12 protein-coding genes are annotated in these 15,353 nt (G+C 69.3%); 8 read left to right on the top strand and 4 right to left on the bottom strand.

Translation table 11 applies throughout. The features are described 5' to 3' along the window. Window positions 1–96 precede the first annotated feature (96 nt). From ACGFZN_RS36340 to ACGFZN_RS36320, 5 genes are all read left to right on the top strand, one after another. Complete coding sequence (locus ACGFZN_RS36340; protein ID WP_393862741.1) at window positions 97–678, top strand: hypothetical protein; 582 nt, start codon at window positions 97–99, stop codon at window positions 676–678. Then, complete coding sequence (locus tag ACGFZN_RS36335) at window positions 675–1,334, top strand: hypothetical protein (RefSeq protein WP_393862740.1); 660 nt, start codon at window positions 675–677, stop codon at window positions 1,332–1,334. Before ACGFZN_RS36340 ends, ACGFZN_RS36335 begins: the two co-directional genes overlap by 4 nt. Continuing rightward, window positions 1,334–6,052, top strand: coding sequence for a putative T7SS-secreted protein (locus tag ACGFZN_RS36330; RefSeq protein WP_393862739.1), 4,719 nt, complete (start codon window positions 1,334–1,336; stop codon window positions 6,050–6,052). Before ACGFZN_RS36335 ends, ACGFZN_RS36330 begins: the two co-directional genes overlap by 1 nt. 135 nt (window positions 6,053–6,187) lie before the next feature. After that, the gene (locus tag ACGFZN_RS36325; RefSeq protein WP_393862738.1) at window positions 6,188–6,550 is read left to right on the top strand and encodes a hypothetical protein; all 363 of its coding nucleotides are present in this window, start codon (window positions 6,188–6,190) and stop codon (window positions 6,548–6,550) included. A gap of 312 nt (window positions 6,551–6,862) precedes the next feature. Next, window positions 6,863–8,038, top strand: a complete 1,176-nt coding sequence (locus ACGFZN_RS36320; RefSeq protein WP_393862737.1) for a DUF1266 domain-containing protein — start codon at window positions 6,863–6,865, stop codon at window positions 8,036–8,038. A 164-nt stretch (window positions 8,039–8,202) separates the two neighbouring features. Here the strand turns inward: ACGFZN_RS36320 and ACGFZN_RS36315 are convergent, their stop codons facing one another. Both ACGFZN_RS36315 and ACGFZN_RS36310 read right to left on the bottom strand, forming a co-directional pair. After that, the gene (locus ACGFZN_RS36315) at window positions 8,203–9,087 is read right to left on the bottom strand and encodes a hypothetical protein (RefSeq protein ID WP_393862736.1); all 885 of its coding nucleotides are present in this window, start codon (window positions 9,085–9,087) and stop codon (window positions 8,203–8,205) included. Then, a complete protein-coding gene (locus ACGFZN_RS36310; RefSeq protein WP_393862833.1) occupies window positions 9,087–9,512 on the bottom strand; it encodes an ATP-binding protein in 426 nt (141 codons plus the stop codon). The genes ACGFZN_RS36315 and ACGFZN_RS36310 overlap by 1 nt, the downstream gene beginning before the upstream one ends. A gap of 207 nt (window positions 9,513–9,719) precedes the next feature. Here ACGFZN_RS36310 and ACGFZN_RS36305 point away from each other — a divergent pair, with 207 nt between their 5' ends. After that, window positions 9,720–10,556 (top strand): helix-turn-helix transcriptional regulator, encoded by an 837-nt coding sequence (locus ACGFZN_RS36305; protein WP_393862735.1) that lies wholly within the window; start codon window positions 9,720–9,722, stop codon window positions 10,554–10,556. A gap of 8 nt (window positions 10,557–10,564) precedes the next feature. Next, complete coding sequence (locus tag ACGFZN_RS36300) at window positions 10,565–10,753, top strand: DUF397 domain-containing protein (RefSeq protein ID WP_393862832.1); 189 nt, start codon at window positions 10,565–10,567, stop codon at window positions 10,751–10,753. Between the two features lie 33 nt (window positions 10,754–10,786). Here the strand turns inward: ACGFZN_RS36300 and ACGFZN_RS36295 are convergent, their stop codons facing one another. Together ACGFZN_RS36295 and ACGFZN_RS36290 are read right to left on the bottom strand one after the other, a co-directional pair. Continuing rightward, window positions 10,787–11,350 carry a dihydrofolate reductase family protein gene (locus tag ACGFZN_RS36295; protein WP_393862734.1) on the bottom strand — a complete coding sequence of 188 codons (564 nt, stop codon included), beginning with the start codon at window positions 11,348–11,350 and terminating at the stop codon, window positions 10,787–10,789. A gap of 86 nt (window positions 11,351–11,436) precedes the next feature. After that, on the bottom strand, window positions 11,437–14,055 hold the full coding sequence (locus ACGFZN_RS36290; protein WP_393862733.1) for a glycosyltransferase family 1 protein: 2,619 nt from the start codon (window positions 14,053–14,055) through the stop codon (window positions 11,437–11,439). A 331-nt stretch (window positions 14,056–14,386) separates the two neighbouring features. Here ACGFZN_RS36290 and ACGFZN_RS36285 point away from each other — a divergent pair. Beyond that, a partial coding sequence (locus ACGFZN_RS36285; protein ID WP_393862732.1) for a maltotransferase domain-containing protein occupies window positions 14,387–15,353 on the top strand: 967 nt, incomplete at its 3' end.

Here is a 15,353-nt window from a genome sequence, read left to right as displayed (position 1 = left end):
TCGCCCCTGCGGGGGCTGCTGGCGACAGGGGTCGGATCCCCGCCAACCCCTGCGCGTATCGCCCTGCCGCGTTGCTCTCGGCAACACCTGAATGTGATGATCCGGCGTATGGCTGAACACGGGGGTGACGCCGGCCCGACCGCAGGTATACGCAGGTCAAGGCTGGCGGAGTACGCGGAGATGGCGGGACGCGAGGACGGACCGGCTCCCGCGGCGAGCGGCCCGAACACCCCGTCTTTGCCAGAGTATTCACTTTCCTTTACTCCGGGCGGCGTCCGGGACACCCGCACGGAGGCGGACGAAGTGCGCCGCAGACGCCGCGAATTCGCCATCCTGCTCGGCCGCTTCCGGCGTACGGCCGTGCTGGTGCCGGTGGACGGACAGGACGCGCCCCTGGTGGCCGACCTCGGCGGCATCCGCTGGATCCTCGCCTTCTCGAACGAGGCGTCCCTGGCCCGTTACGCGGTCGCGCGGGGCGAGGGCGACCGGGAGTGGCCGTACCAACGGTGGCTGGGCGCCCGGCTGCTGGACACCGCCGTCCCGGCGGTCGGGGTGCCGTGCGGGGTCGCCCTGGACGCGGGCAGCGAGGGCGACGGAGTGCTGTTCCCGCCGGTGGCGGGGATCGCGCCGGACGCGGCGGCCGTGGACTTCGACAGCGGAACGGGGGATGTGCAGTGACCGGGAGCGGCAAGGACCTGTCCACAGACGGTCTGAACCTGATCGCCAAGGGCCTGACCGAAGCGCTGGCAGAGCTGAAGGGACTCGGCATGGTCGGCGAGGCCGGGGTCGGGCGCGGCTTCGGTGAGATCGCCCTGTCCGGGCTGGAGCTCGGCCACGAGGGGCTGACGGGCGAGTTCACGTCCTTCTGCGAACGCTGGGAGTGGGGAGTGCGCGCGCTGATCGACGAGGGCAACGGATTCGCGCTGAAGACCGGCCTGTCGGCGGGCACCTACTACGAGACCGAGCAGTACGTGAAGGGAAGTTTCAAGGTCGTCGAGAACGCCGCCGTCGGCAATCCGTACGCCTCCGAGGCGGACGTGGAGAAGAAGGGCTGGGGCGACATCGCCACCTCCGGCGTGTACGGCGGCAACGTCGACTTCAGCCAGGCCTCCTTCGACAAGGCCCTGGCCAACAGCGCGCAGGGCTGGAAGGACGCCGGCCGCGATGTGATGACCTCGCACACCATCGGATTCGTGCCCGGCATGAACCCCGAGAACCTGCACAGCGCGTTCGGCGTCTCCGACCAGGAGTACAACCACTACCTGGACGACACCTTCGGCCCCTCTCCCGAGGCCCGCGCCAAGGCGGCCGGACAGCAGGACGGTGAGGGCTGATGGGACTGGGAGACCTGACCAACTCGCTCCTGGGCGAGGGCGAGCACCTCTGGAACGAAGGCAAGAAGAAGGTCGGCGAGGGCGTCGACTACGGCACCGACAAGCTCGGCGAGGCGCTGGACTACGTCGGTGCGCACGACTGGGCCCACGACGTGGAGCACTGGGGCGACGGAATCGCCTCCGACCTGGGCGCCACACCGGGCGAGCAGCAACTCGGCCAGAGCGACGACCCCAGGGACCTGGTCCACGGCGACCCGGCGAAGATCCATGAGAGCGTCAAGCACCTCAGGGACTTCCACGCCGCTTTCGACAAGGTCGGCCAGGGGATGCGGAAGGTCGACTCCTCGGGCTGGAAGGGGCAGGCCGGCGACGCCTTCCGCAAGAAGTTCGGCGTCCACCCCGCCAAGTGGGCGCAGGCGGCCGAGTCCTGCAACACTGCGGCCGGGGCCCTGGAGTCGTACGCGGACACCGTCAAGTGGGCACAGAGCGAGGCCAAGGAGGCGATCGCCCTCTACGACAAGGGCGTGAAAGCCTCGAAGGCGGCGGTCGACGCCTACAAGAAGAAGGTCGACGCCTACAAAGCCAAGGTCAAGGCCAACCAGGACCCGGGCCCGAAACCGGAGCCGTTCCACGACCCCGGCAAGGCCGACATCCAGGCCGCCGCCCACAAACTCGCCGCGGCCCGCAAGCAACGCAACACCGCCGCCTCGGAGGCGCAGGCCAAGGTCAAGGCCGCCGTCGCGCACGCTCCGGCCGAACCGCCCCCGCTGAAGCGCCTGGGCAACGACCTCCTCGACGGCTACCAGGCCGTCAACACCGAGATCCTGCACGTCGGGGGCGGCGTCCTCAAGGGCGCCGCCGGCCTGGTCAACTTCGCGCGCGGCCTGAACCCGATGGATCCGTACAACCTCACGCACCCCGCGGCCTACATGCAGAACGTCAGCATGACGCTCTCCGGCCTGGTCTCCAGCTCCGCCCACCCCGAACGCACGCTGGAAAACATGTGGACCGAGTTCCGCAAGGACCCGTCCGAGTTCGGCGGCCGTCTCATCCCTCAGTTCCTCGGCACCGACGGCCTCGGCGTGGAAGCGGGCCTGGCCCGGGACGCGGCGGAAGCAGGCCTGGCCCGGGAGGCGGCGGAAGGGGTGGCAGGCCGGGAGGGCGCGGAGAGCGCGGCCGGGAAGACCCCCCGGGAGACGGTGAACGAGGACCCGCCGCAGCACTCTCACGACGAGAGCAGCACGGAGAACGGCGGCACCGACCCGATCAGCCTCGCCACCGGCAAGATGTACCTGCCGCAGACGGACGTCACCCTGCCCGGCGCCCTGCCCCTGATCCTCACCCGCCGGGTGGAGTCCGGCTACCGTCTGGGCCGTTGGTTCGGCCCGTCCTGGTCGTCCACCCTGGACCAGCGCCTGGAGATCGACGCGGAGGGCGTCGTCTACGTCACAGAGGACGGCCTCCTCCTGTCGTACCCGCACCCGGCACCCGGCGTACCCACGGTGGCGAGCCACGGCCCACGCCTCCCCCTGGACCGGGTGGACGGCGGCTACACGATCACCGACCCGCGCACCGGCCGGGTGTGGCACTTCGCCGACCGAGGCGAGAGCCTGGCCGTCCTGGAACAGACAGACGACCGCAACGGCAACTGGATCTCGTTCGAGTACGACACCGAGGGCACCCCTGTCGGCGTGTTCACCGGCTCCGGCCAGGGCGTCCGCATCACCACGGACGCGGGCCGCATCACGGCGTACCACCTGTCCACGACCGGCGAGGAACTGAAACGCTTCGCCTACACGGACGGCAACCTCACCGAGGTCTTCAACTCCTCCGGCCTGCCCCTCCGCTTCACCTACGACGAGCGGGGCCGGGTCACATCCTGGACGGACACGAACGACCGCAGCTACAGCTACGAGTACGACGACCAGGACCGCTGTGTCGCCGAGGGCGGCTCGGCCGGCCACATGACCCTGCGCCTCACCTACGAGGGTCCGGACCCCGCGACGGGCCTGCGCACCACGACAGCCACCACCAGCGAGGGCCACACCCGCCGCTACCTGGTCAACGACACCTGGCAGGTGGTCGCGGAGACAGACGCCCTGGGCGCGACGACCCGCTACGTCCGCGACCGCCACCACCGCCTCCTGTCCACCACGAACCCGCTGGGCCACACGACGGCCTTCGAGTACGACGAGGCGGGCAACCTCACCCGCCTGGTCCGCCCGGACGGCCGCGAGGCCCGGGCGGAGTACAACTCCCTCGGCCTGCCGGTGAAGGTGGTGAACCCGGACGGCACGGTGATCCGCCAGACGTACGACGACCGGGGCAACCGCATCTCGGTGACGGACCCGGCGGGCCAGACGACCCGGTTCACGTACGACGAGGCCGGCCACCTGACGTCCGTCACCGATCCCCTCGGTCACACGACCACGGTGGCCTGCGACCGCGCGGGCTTGCCCGTGCAGGTGACGGACCCGCTCGGCGCGGTCACCCGCTACGAACGCGACGCCCTCGGCCGCCCGACCGCGATCACCGACCCCACCGGCGCGACAACCCGCCTGGAATGGTCGCTGGAAGGGCACCTGACCCGCCGCACGGCCCCCGACGGCACGACGGAGACGTGGACGTACGACGGTGAGGGCAACTGCACCAGCCACACGGATGCTCTGGGCGGCGTCACCCGCTTCGAGTACACCCACTTCGACCTATTGACGGCCCGCACGGACCCGGACGGCGTCCGCTACGAGTTCGCCCACGACACGGAACTCCGCCTGACGAAGGTCACCAACCCGCAGGGCCTGACCTGGGAGTACTCGTACGACGCGGCAGGCCGCCTGGGGGCGGAGACGGACTTCGACGACCGCGCACTGAGGTACGAGTACGACGCCGCGGGTCGCCTGATCTCCCGCCGCAACGCCCTCGGCCAGGTGACGTCCTTCGAACGGAACGAACTGGGCCAGGTACTCCGCAAGGACGCGGCAGGCCAGGTGACGACGTACGCCTACGACTTCACCGACCAACTGGCCCAGGCGACAGGCCCGGATGGCACAACCCTGACCCTGCTGCGCGACCGCCACGGCCGCCTCATTTCGGAGACGGTGGGCGGTCGCAAGGTGACGTACACATACGACACCCTGGGCCGCCGCACGGGCCGCACGACGCCGACAGGCGCGGTCTCCACTTGGTCGTACGACGCGGCAGGTCGCCGTACCGGCATGGTGGCATCGGGCCGCCCGATCGACTTCACGTACGACGAGGCGGGCCGCGAACTGTCACGCCGCATCGGTGAAACGATCACTCTCGGGCACACCTTCGACACGCTGGGCCGCCTGACCACCCAGTCGGTGACCGGCGCGGAGGGCGGTCTGATCCAGCACCGGTCGTACTCCTACCGGGCCGACGGCAACGTGATCGGCATCGCCGACCACTTGAACGGCGAGCGCCGCTTCGACCTGGACGCCACGGGCAGGGTGACGGCGGTCCACGCGGCAGGATGGACGGAATGCTACGCCTACGACGAGGCAGGCAACCAGACCCAGGCGTCCTGGCCGACGGACCACCCGGGCGCGGAGGCCACGGGTCCGCGGTCTTACGTCGGCACCCGGATCACCCGAGCCGGCAACGTCCGCTACGAACACGACGCACTCGGCCGCATCACCCTCCGCCAGAAAATCCGCCTCTCCCGCAAGCCGGACACGTGGCGCTACGAATGGGACGCCGAGGACCGCCTCACCTCGGTCGTGACCCCGGACGGCACCCGCTGGCGCTACACCTACGACCCCCTGGGCCGCCGCACCACAAAACTCCGCATGGCGGCCGACGGCGAGACGGTCGTGGAACGGGTGGACTTCACCTGGGACGGCACCACCCTCTGCGAACAGACCACAACCTCTTCCGACCTCCCCCACCCAGTCACCCTCACCTGGGACCACCAGGGCCTGCGCCCCCTGGCTCAGACGGAACGCATCACTGCGGCCGACGCGCCGCAAGAGGAGATCGACTCCCGCTTCTTCGCCATCATCACCGACCTGGTCGGCACCCCGAACGAACTCATAGACGAACAGGGCGACATAGCCTGGCGCACCCGAAGCACCCTGTGGGGAACAACGGCATGGTCGACGAACAGCACCACGTACACCCCTCTACGCTTTCCAGGCCAGTACTACGACCCCGAAACAGGCCTCCACTACAACTACTTCCGCCACTACGATCCCGAGACGGCCCGGTACCTCACCGCCGACCCCCTCGGGCTGTCCCCCGCCCCCAACCCCGCCACCTACGTTCACAATCCACACGTCTGGACGGATCCTCTAGGGCTGGCCCCAGACATATGCCCCGAGGAAGAGGAAGCCGCCGAGAGAAAACTGAAGCCTGGCGAAATTTATGTTTATCGTGCCGTCATGGATAACGAACTGAAAGATATACTCGGGCCCGCCAACCGTAGATATCGCAACCTCGGCGGGGCAGAGGTAAAATATTTCTCCGCCACCCCTGAAGGGGCTGCCGCGTACGCCCGTCAGGCATTTCACACGTTCGGAGATGGGAGTCCCTACACCCTCACTCGCGGAGTGATCCGGGAAGATGCGATCAACCCGGAGAGCTACATCAGGCATCTAGCCGACGCAGGGGGGAAGGTGGACACCCCCATGGCACTCTCGAACGACGAGATAGCACAAATAGGCCGAGTCCGAATACTCCCATATATGCCGATCCCGTAAGCGACGAGAATGCACCTTTACGTCACGTCAACACGAGCAGCTTCACTGGAGACCTGGAGTGCCACTATTCCTCCCAGTGAAGCGATTGAATACGTTCACACTTACCCACGCTCAATCCAAGCCGACGCTATTTGCATGTCTTCGATCTACGCGCTTGAACGGTACGGTGGTTCACCACGCCACGACGTCGCGCAGATTCTGGACAATCTTCGAAACGACGGCATACCACCGCTAATCGTTGTCCCACCATCGCTTCCCTTGCAGCGGACGCCGGCTGGCACACTTGAGGTAATTTCAGAGTTCCGCAATGAGAGCCCGGCCTATTATGGAATATCCCGAGCTTTCCAGGCCGTCAATCGGTGGAACGAAAGATTGTCTGCACGGAGAATCAATACGCTCGTCTTCGATCTTCCTCTACTCGGCATGGATGACCCAGACGACCGGTCAACGCCAGAATCCGTCCGAAAAGCCATTGCTGACCACCTCACTCCTCACTGACAACGAAGGCGAGGTTCTCATTCGAGGACTGTGCAATCGAACACGGACGCGCCACCGTGTGGATCTGCAACAGGGCTCTGAAGACGCCGCGCCCCTCCGTCGGCGAACGCCCTCTCAGTGAAGCCCACGGCTACCGCAAGTGCCATATACGGGGTGGCGTTACACGCACCGGTTTCCCAAAGCTAAGTCCAGCGCAACACAAAGAACAGAAGAGAGAGGTCAGCGAGTCTCATGTCGTTCGGTCCGCCACCCGTTGGGTTCGAGGCTGCGGCGCCCCCTGTCTGGACACCCCCGTCGCAGATCGAGCAGGCGTTGTTCGAGGCCAAGCGGCGTGGGGACTGGGCGGCGTACTTCCAGGAACTCGCACAGTGCAGGCTGTTCTTCGAGATACAGAAGGACAAGGCGGATGCCACGCCCAGCGCCACGCACGTCGTCTTCGGGCACGATCCCCGTGTCGCCGGCGGCCGGATCTGGGCCGTGTACACCGAGGGCATGCTCCCCGCCCCGGAGCCCCACCGCGTCTTCGACTGGAAGTACCTCGAGTGGTTCCCCAAGGTGTGGCAGCCGACCGACCCACCCCAGATCGTCGTCAACCCGGGCAGCCCGTGCGAGGCCTTCCTCCCCTCCGCGCCCCCACACTCGTCGGCCTGGGCCCAGTACGGGCAACAGGCCTCCCCTCGGAAGCATTCGCTGCAGCTGCGCACGCTCCGCTTCGGCGGCCCCCTCCAGGGCCCCGTCGCCCACGGCCTCGCCTGCGGCGCCCTGCTGTGCGTCCACAACGGCTCCTTCTGGAACGCCATGGCCTGGCACGGCACGGGATACCCGGGCGAGCGCGACCGGCTCCGCGAGTGGTGGGGCATCACCAGCCGCGAGGAGTGGCAGTACTACCTCCGTGACCTGCTCGCCTGCGAGCAGCACAGCTCCGTCTGGGACTTCGCCCTTCGTCTGCGCCGGACCATCGCCCGGGACTTCGGCGGTTACGTCGACGTGGGCTACTGGAAGCAGGCCGCCGCCAACGTGATCCGCGCGAACTCCGAAGGGTCGGTCGTCGTCAGCGAAGAGGGCGTCACGAAGACGGACCCCCGCCCGGAGTCCGAGGTCCAGGCCCGGATCGAGGGCGTGCACCGGCTCATCGGGCGCATCACCCGCTACGAGGCCCGCATGCGCGCGGACGGCGTGCTCGACGAGAACGGGTACGTCTCCTCCGTCGACGCCTGGGACCTCGGCCGCGCCTCGAAGATGGCCCGGTGGGGGCTCGGAGCCCGGTTCGGAACGCTCAAGGAAGCCGAGTCCGCCGTCATCCAGGCCGGCCGCGCAGCCGCTCTGTCCTACAAGTCATGGCGGGACTTCTCCGCCGGCTACATCCTCGGCCGCTCCCTCCACTTCGACGAGGAGGAGTTCGGCCCCTGGTACGAGGACATGGTCAGCGCCCACCAGATCCTGATGTCCGACCCCGACAGCCCCTGGCTGACCATTCCGTTCCGCTGACAGCAGACCACCGCTCTTGCGGGCCGCTCGCGTCTCCCTGTTCTGCAGCGAGGTGGGTCAAGGGTGGCCCGGAGGGCCATCGCCGGAGGCGACGTGGAGCGCCCTTGACGCACCTCCGGGGACACGACACCGACGGGGAAGCGAGCGGCCCAACGGCCACTTGCTCACTCCTCGGCGAACAGCTCCGTCGCCTGTGAGGCGTGGACCGCCCGCTGAGCCCAGACCTCCAGTTGGTCCAGATCCGAGCAGTGCATGACTCGTTCACGGATGGAGTCGGGCACGGGGATGCCCCGCCATTCCAGGATGCGCAGGGTCATCTCCTGCCGATCCTGAACGCGACCCTGCTCCACCCCTTCCTCGCGTACCTGTTCGGCCAGCGGGTGTCGCCAGAAGTACTGGATCGCCGTCATCAGGTCCCTCCACATCTGCTTCGCCTGGGCATCAACCAGGCAGGAGTCGACGAACTGCACGAAGACTGCGGCACTGTCCGGATCGATGGTCCGCAGGGCGGCGGCCAGGGATTCCAGTATGGCCGCAGCCCGTGGCCCACGCCCGTGCGTCATGGCCGACAGCACCGCAAGGGGGACGTCCTTCTCCGCCTGCCGCTCATCGGCGATCACCGGCACGTTGTCCGGCCCCAGCACCAGCGGCCGTACCGTCAGCGACTCCCAGCCCGGGAAACCGAGCCGGATCGGACGCGACGCCCAGCGCTCCGTGGCACTGCTCTGGGTGATCACGATGAGCACCGGCTCGCACCGGTACTTCTCGTACAGGTAGGACAGGTAGTACGGCCAACTGCCCCGCTTGCGCTCGTCCACCTTGCCCTGCGACTCCACCACCAGCAGATACGTGCCCTCGTCCGTCTCCGCCCGCAGCAGGGTGTCCACCCGGCGCTCGACCGGCTCGATCTCGGTCAGATCGATGTTCAGCGCCGCGATCTCCCGCGGTTCGGGGAAGGGCACGTGCAGCACCCGCTGTAACGCCCGCGTCAGCAACGCCGGATCCTTCTGGAAGATCCGGTGCAGCGCCTCATGCGACGAGCCGACCATCACGCCACCCCCAGCTCACACCACACGTACTTGCCCCGGTCCCCGAACCGCGCCGCCGGCCGCCACCCCCAGTACTGCGCGCACGCCCTCACCAGCCCCAGCCCCCGACCGTCCTCCAGCTCCAGCCCGGCCACCTGCTCCAGCGGCCGCGGCGGATCCGGCGGCGCCGGGTCGGTGTCCCACGCCCCGATCCACACCGTCCCCTCCGGCGTTCGGCGGACCCTGAGCGCGGCCGGCCCCTTGGTGTGCCGTACGGCGTTGGAGACCAGCTCCGCCGCCAGCAGCTCCGCGGTGTCCACCAGGCCGATCAGACCGTGCACCGTCAGGATCAGCCGCAGCGTGCGGCGGCACACCGTCACCGCTCTGACGTCGTTGGGGATGCAGAGGGTGTAGTCCCAGGACTCGACAGGCTCGATTTCGGGCATGGGCATGCGTCATCAACTCCGGTGAGTGAGTGGGGATACGCCGCACGGTGGCCTGCCGCAGCCGTCATGGCAGGAGGGAGCGGTGCGCTTCCGCTGCGTGTGCGTTGCGTCACCGACGGTAGATCTAAATCTAGGGACGCGGCAAGCCAGTCGCGTAATCTGAGCCCGAACGAGTTGCGCCAACAGTCCGGTGAGGAGAGCCAGTCGATGGTGAAGAGGCGCGAGCCGACGGCACGCCAGCTGCGCCTGGCGACTGAGCTGCGCAGGCTTCGCGAGGCGGCGGGCCTCAACTCCCGCCAGGCGGCCGCATTGCTCGGCGTCGCCCCAGCCCAGATCACCCATATCGAGTCGGCGCTCGCGGGCGTGAGCGAGCAGCGGCTACGCCGCCTCGCCTCTCACTACGCATGCACCGACGACGAGTTCGTCGATGCCCTGGCGGCAATGGCCACCGACCGCACGCACGGCTGGTGGGAGGAGTTCCGGGGTTCGCTGCCCAACTCGTTCCTGGACCTGGCCGAACTGGAACACCACGCCACTTTCCTCCGTGAGGTGGCCATCCTGTACGTGCCGGGCCTGCTGCAGACGGAGGACTACGCTCGCTCGGTTTTCTCCGCCCGAGTTCCCGAACTGACGTGTGACGAGCTTGAGTTGCGCGTCCGGCACCGCATGAGGCGTCAGCAGCTCACCGTTCCGTACGAGCTGGTCATCCATGAGGCCGCCCTACGCATCAGAGTCAGCGACCGTGCCACCTCCCGGGCCCAGCTGAGCAAGCTGCTGGAACGCTCCGCAGCGGACGACGTCACCCTACGCGTCATCCCCTTCGACCTGGACGGCTTCGCGAGGGCCGCCAGCTCCATGACGTACGTCGGCGGCTCTGTTCCCAAGCTGGACACGGTTGTGCGCGACGTACCCCACGGCTCGGCCTTCATCGACTCCGAAGCCCAGCTCAGCGCCTTTCGAACGCGTTTCCGTAAGGTGGAGGCCGTATCGCTCGACCCCGACCGGTCGCGCGACTTCATCCACAAGCTGGCGCAAGAGCTGTGAGGCATCCCATGGACATCCCCGGCGACTGGCGGAAGTCGTCCTACTCGGGCCCCGACGACGGCAACAACTGCGTGGAAATCGCCCCCACCCCAACCCACATATCCGTTCGCGACTCCAAGCACCCAGCCGTCGGCCCCCTCACCGTCCCAGCCGGATCCTTCGCCCTCTTCATCGACGCCCTGAAGAAAACGCCGTAGCGTGGGCCTCCCAAGGCTCGGCGGAGGAGCCGGCTAACGCACCACCCGATACCGGACATACACGACGCCCGAGTCGAAGGTGCGGGTCTCGGCCAGTTCGAGATCCACCCGGCGCTGCCGCCGGGGGAAGAACGGGATGCCGCCGCCGACCAGCACCGGGTAGACCCTGGCCCGGTACTCGTCGATCAGGTCCAGCGCGGCCGCCTCGGCGGCGAGCGTCGCGCCGCCGATCGCGATGGGGCCCTCGCCCGGCTCGGCTCGCAAGCGCGCGATCTCCTCCGCGAGGCCGCCGGAGGCCAGGCGGGCGTTGCCCTGGACCTCCGGCAGCGTGGTGGAGAACACCACTTTCGGGAGCCGTTTCCAGATCGCGGCGAAGTCGAGCGTCGGGAAGTCGAGCGAGGGATCCTGGCCGGCGGTCTCCCAGTACAGCATCGTCTCGTACAGCCGCCGTCCCATGAGGTGGACGCCGAGCGCTCGCACCTCGTCGGTGGCGAAGCGGAAGACCTCCTCGTCGGGGGCCGTCCAGCCGAAGTCGCCGTCCGGCCCCACGATGTAGCCGTCGAGCGAGACGCTCATCGAATAGGTCACGCTGCGCATCAGCAGTCCTCCTCACGCCCTCTTCGTCGAGGCGCTGAAGAAGGCCCCGTGACGCACACCCGAACGCCGGCCCGCCGGCCCCCGCTCTACCGCAGCAGCACCCCCGCCCCCTCCACCCCCTCCTGCGACGGCACCGCCACCAGCCCCAGCTCGGCGCTCGACGCCAGCAGGCGGTGTGCCGGGAGGATGCGGACCGTGTAGCCGTAGGGGCCGGTGCGGTCCAGGGACAGGGGGCCCTCGTACAGCAGGCGGCCCTCCAGGTCGGGTGCGCCCGTCGGTTTCAGGGGGACGACCGTCGCGTCCGTGATGCGGTCCTCCGCGTCCACCCTGCCCGACACCGCCTGCACCTCGACGTCGTCGGGGGACAACGAGCCGAGCGCCACCCGCACCCGCAGGCCCACCGTGGACCCCAGTTCCGCCGTGGCCGTCGGTGCCGTCGTCTCCACGTGGTCGACGCTCACCGCGGACCAGGCCGCACGCACCCGTGCCTTCCAGGCGGCCAGGTCGCTCGCGGTGTCGGGGGTGAGGGCGCGGTGGGCCTGGGCGGCGGGGACGTAGAGGCGGTCGACGTACTCGCGGACCATGCGGCCGGCCAGCACCTTCGGGCCCAGCAGAGCCAGGGTCTGGCGGACCATCTGGATCCAGCGGTCGGGCAGGCCGCCGCGGCCCCGCTCGTAGAAGCGCGGGGTCACCCGCTGCTCCAGCAGGTCGTAGAGGGCCGCCGCCTCGATGTCGTCGCGGCGGTCGGGGTCGGTGCCCGCCCCGTCCGCCGTGGGGATGGCCCAGCCGAAGTCCGGCTGGAACCATTCGTCCCACCAGCCGTCGAGGACGGACAGGTTCAGGCAGCCGTTCAGGGCCGCCTTCATGCCGCTCGTGCCGCAGGCCTCCAGCGGGCGCAGGGGGTTGTTCAGCCAGACGTCGCAGCCGGGGTAGAGCTTCTGCGCCATCGCCATGCCGTAGTCGGGGAGGAAGACGACGCGGTGACGGACCCTGGGGTCGTCGGCGAAGCGGACCAGCTCCTGGACCAGGCGCTTGCCGCTGTCGTCCGCGGGGTGCGCCTTGCCCGCGACCACGATCTGGATGGGGCGGTCCGGGTGCAGCAGCAGGTCCATCAGGCGGTCGCGGTCGCGGAGCATCAACGTCAGGCGCTTGTACGACGGCACCCTGCGCGCGAAGCCGATCGTCAGGACGTCCGGGTCGAGCACGCCGTCGATCCAGCCCAGTTCGGCGTCTCCTGCGCCGCGTTGCCGCCAGGACGCCCGCAGCCGTTCCCGTACCTCCTGCACCAGTTGTTCGCGCAGGGTGCGGCGCAGTTCCCAGATCTCCTGGTCGTCGATGTCCGCGACCGAGTCCCAGCGGTCGGTGCCGCCGACGGTCAGCGCGTCCTCGGCCCGCTCGGAACCGACCTGGCGGGCGCCGAGCCGCAGCACCTCGGGGGCCACCCAGGTCGGGGCGTGCACCCCGTTGGTCACGGAGGTGATCGGCACCTCCTCGGGGTCGAATCCCGGCCACAGGCCCGCGAACATCTCCCGGCTGACCTGGCCGTGCAGCAGGGAGACCCCGTTCGCGCGCTGGGCCAGCCGCAGTCCCATGACGGCCATGTTGAACAGGTTGGGTTCGCCGCCCGGGTACGTCTCCATGCCGAGGGTGAGGATCCGCTGCACGTCGATGCCGGGGAGTTCGGCGTCGGGGCCGAAGTGCCGGGCGACCAGTTCCCGGTCGAAGCGGTCGATGCCGGCCGGGACGGGGGTGTGGGTGGTGAAGACGGTGCCGCCGCGCACCGCCTCCAGGGCCGAGTCGAAGTCCAGCCCCCGCGCGCACAGTTCGGCGATGCGCTCCAGGCCGAGGAATCCGGCGTGCCCCTCGTTGGTGTGGAACACCTCCGGCTCGGGGTGCCCGGTCAGCCGGCAGTACGTCCGTACCGCCCGGACCCCTCCTATCCCCAGCAGCATCTCCTGCAGCAGCCGGTGCTCGCTGCCGCCGCCGTAGAGCCGGTCTGTGACGCCGCGTTCGCCGAGGTCGTTCTCCTCCACGTCCGAGTCGAGCAGCAGCAGCGGCACCCGGCCCACCTGGGCCAGCCAGATCCGGGCGTGGAGCGCCTTGCCGCCGGGCAGCGCGAGCGAGACCTGTGCGAGGGCGCCGTCGGGCTCCTTCAGCTGGGTGAGGGGCAGCTCGTTGGGGTCGAGCACCGGGTAGTGCTCCTGCTGCCAGCCGTCGCGGGACAGGGACTGCCGGAAGTATCCGTGCCGGTAGAGCAGGCCTACGCCGATCAGGGGTACGCCGAGGTCGCTGGCGGCCTTGAGGTGGTCGCCCGCGAGGATGCCGAGGCCGCCGGAGTACTGGGGCAGGGCGGCCGTGATGCCGAACTCCGGGGAGAAGTACGCGATGGCGGCGGGCAGGCCGGCCGCCTGGGTCTGGTACCAGCGGTCGCCGGTCAGATAGTCGTCGAGGTCGTCGGCGACCGCGCCGAGGCGGCGCAGGAAGCGCCGGTCCCCGGCCAGCTCGGCCAGCCGGGCGGGGCGCACCCGGCCCAGGGTCCGCACCGGGTCGCCGCCGGCCGCGGCCCAGGCCTCGGGGTCGACGGACTGGAACAGGTCGCGCGTTTCCGCATGCCAGGACCAGCGCAGATTGCGCGCCAGGTCGCTCAGCGGCCGGAGAGGTTCGGGGAGAACGGGACGGACGGTGAACCGACGGATCGCCTTCACACTTCCACCTCGGACGCGTCGCGGAGTGAGACGCACGGCGCTGTACGTCTCGTCGTCATCTTCGACGGTAGTTGTTACCCGGGGGTCGGTGGGGACGCGCACGGCGGGGGTGTCGGGGCGTTAAGGGGCGGTCGGCGGGCACCCGGTGAAAGGGACCGGTCTTGCGGGTGGACATACGCGTGAGTAGTTAACAAAGTATCCGGATTGCCCACCCGAACAGGGTGGGAAGGCTCCTCCGGTACACACCCCACAGCCGTCCCACAGCACCTCGCAGGACCCACCTCCCCATATCCATCCGCCCACACCCTCGTTGACGCGGACAGGAGCGGTCATGCCCGCCACGCACGACTCGTCATCACCCCCGACAAGCAGCAAGGACACGGCAGCGGCAGAGCCGACGGCCCCGTCGGCGGCGAAGAAACCGGCCGGTGAACCGGCCGGCGGCCCGGCCAGGAAGGCGGCCAGGAAGGCAGACACCAGGGCAGTCACGAAGGCGGCCACCAGGACGGCCTCGAAGACGCCCGGGAACACGGCCGGGAACACGGCTGCGAAACCGGCCAAGAAGACGGCCAAGAAGGCAGTGCCGGCCAAGAAGGCGGCCACGAAGACGGCTCAGAAGGCGGTCGGGAAAACGGCTGGGAAAACTCTCGGCAAGAAGTCCGTAAAGGCCGCCTCCGGTGTCACCGGCTCCGCCGAGGCCTCGCCGGGTGGGGGTGACGCCGTACCCCGGCACCGGGGCACCACTCTCGGCCGCATCCCCGTCCTCGACGTACGGCCCGTGGTCCAGCACGGGCGCAGGCCCGCCAAGGCGGTGACCGGCGAGTCGTTCGAGGTGTCGGCCACCGTCTTCCGGGAGGGGCACGACGCCGTCGCGGCGAACGTGGTGCTGCGCGACCCGGGCGGCCGGCCCGGGCCGTGGACGCCGATGCGCGAACTGGCCCCGGGCACCGACCGCTGGGGCGCCACCGTCACCGTGGGTGAACCGGGCCGCTGGACCTACACGGTGGAGGCCTGGTCCGACCCGGTCGCCACCTGGCGGCACCACGCCGGCATCAAGATCCCGGCGGGCATCGACACCGAGCTGGTCCTGGAGGAGGGCGCCCGGCTGTACGAGCGCGCGGCCGCCGGGGTGCCGGAGGCGCAGCGGCAGGTCGTCCTGGACGTCGTGGGCGCCCTGCGGGACGAGGAACGCCCGGCCGCCTGGCGGCTCGCGGCGGCGCTGGCGCCGGAGGTGACGGACGTGCTGGCCCGTCATCCGCTGCGGGAGCTGGTGACCGCTTCCGATCCGATGCCGCTGC

The organism is Streptomyces sp. NPDC048192 (assembly GCF_043202415.1).
GTDB lineage: Bacteria > Actinomycetota > Actinomycetes > Streptomycetales > Streptomycetaceae > Streptomyces.
Note: the sequence above shows the minus strand (reverse complement) of the source record. Positions and strands in the feature narration are given on the sequence as shown.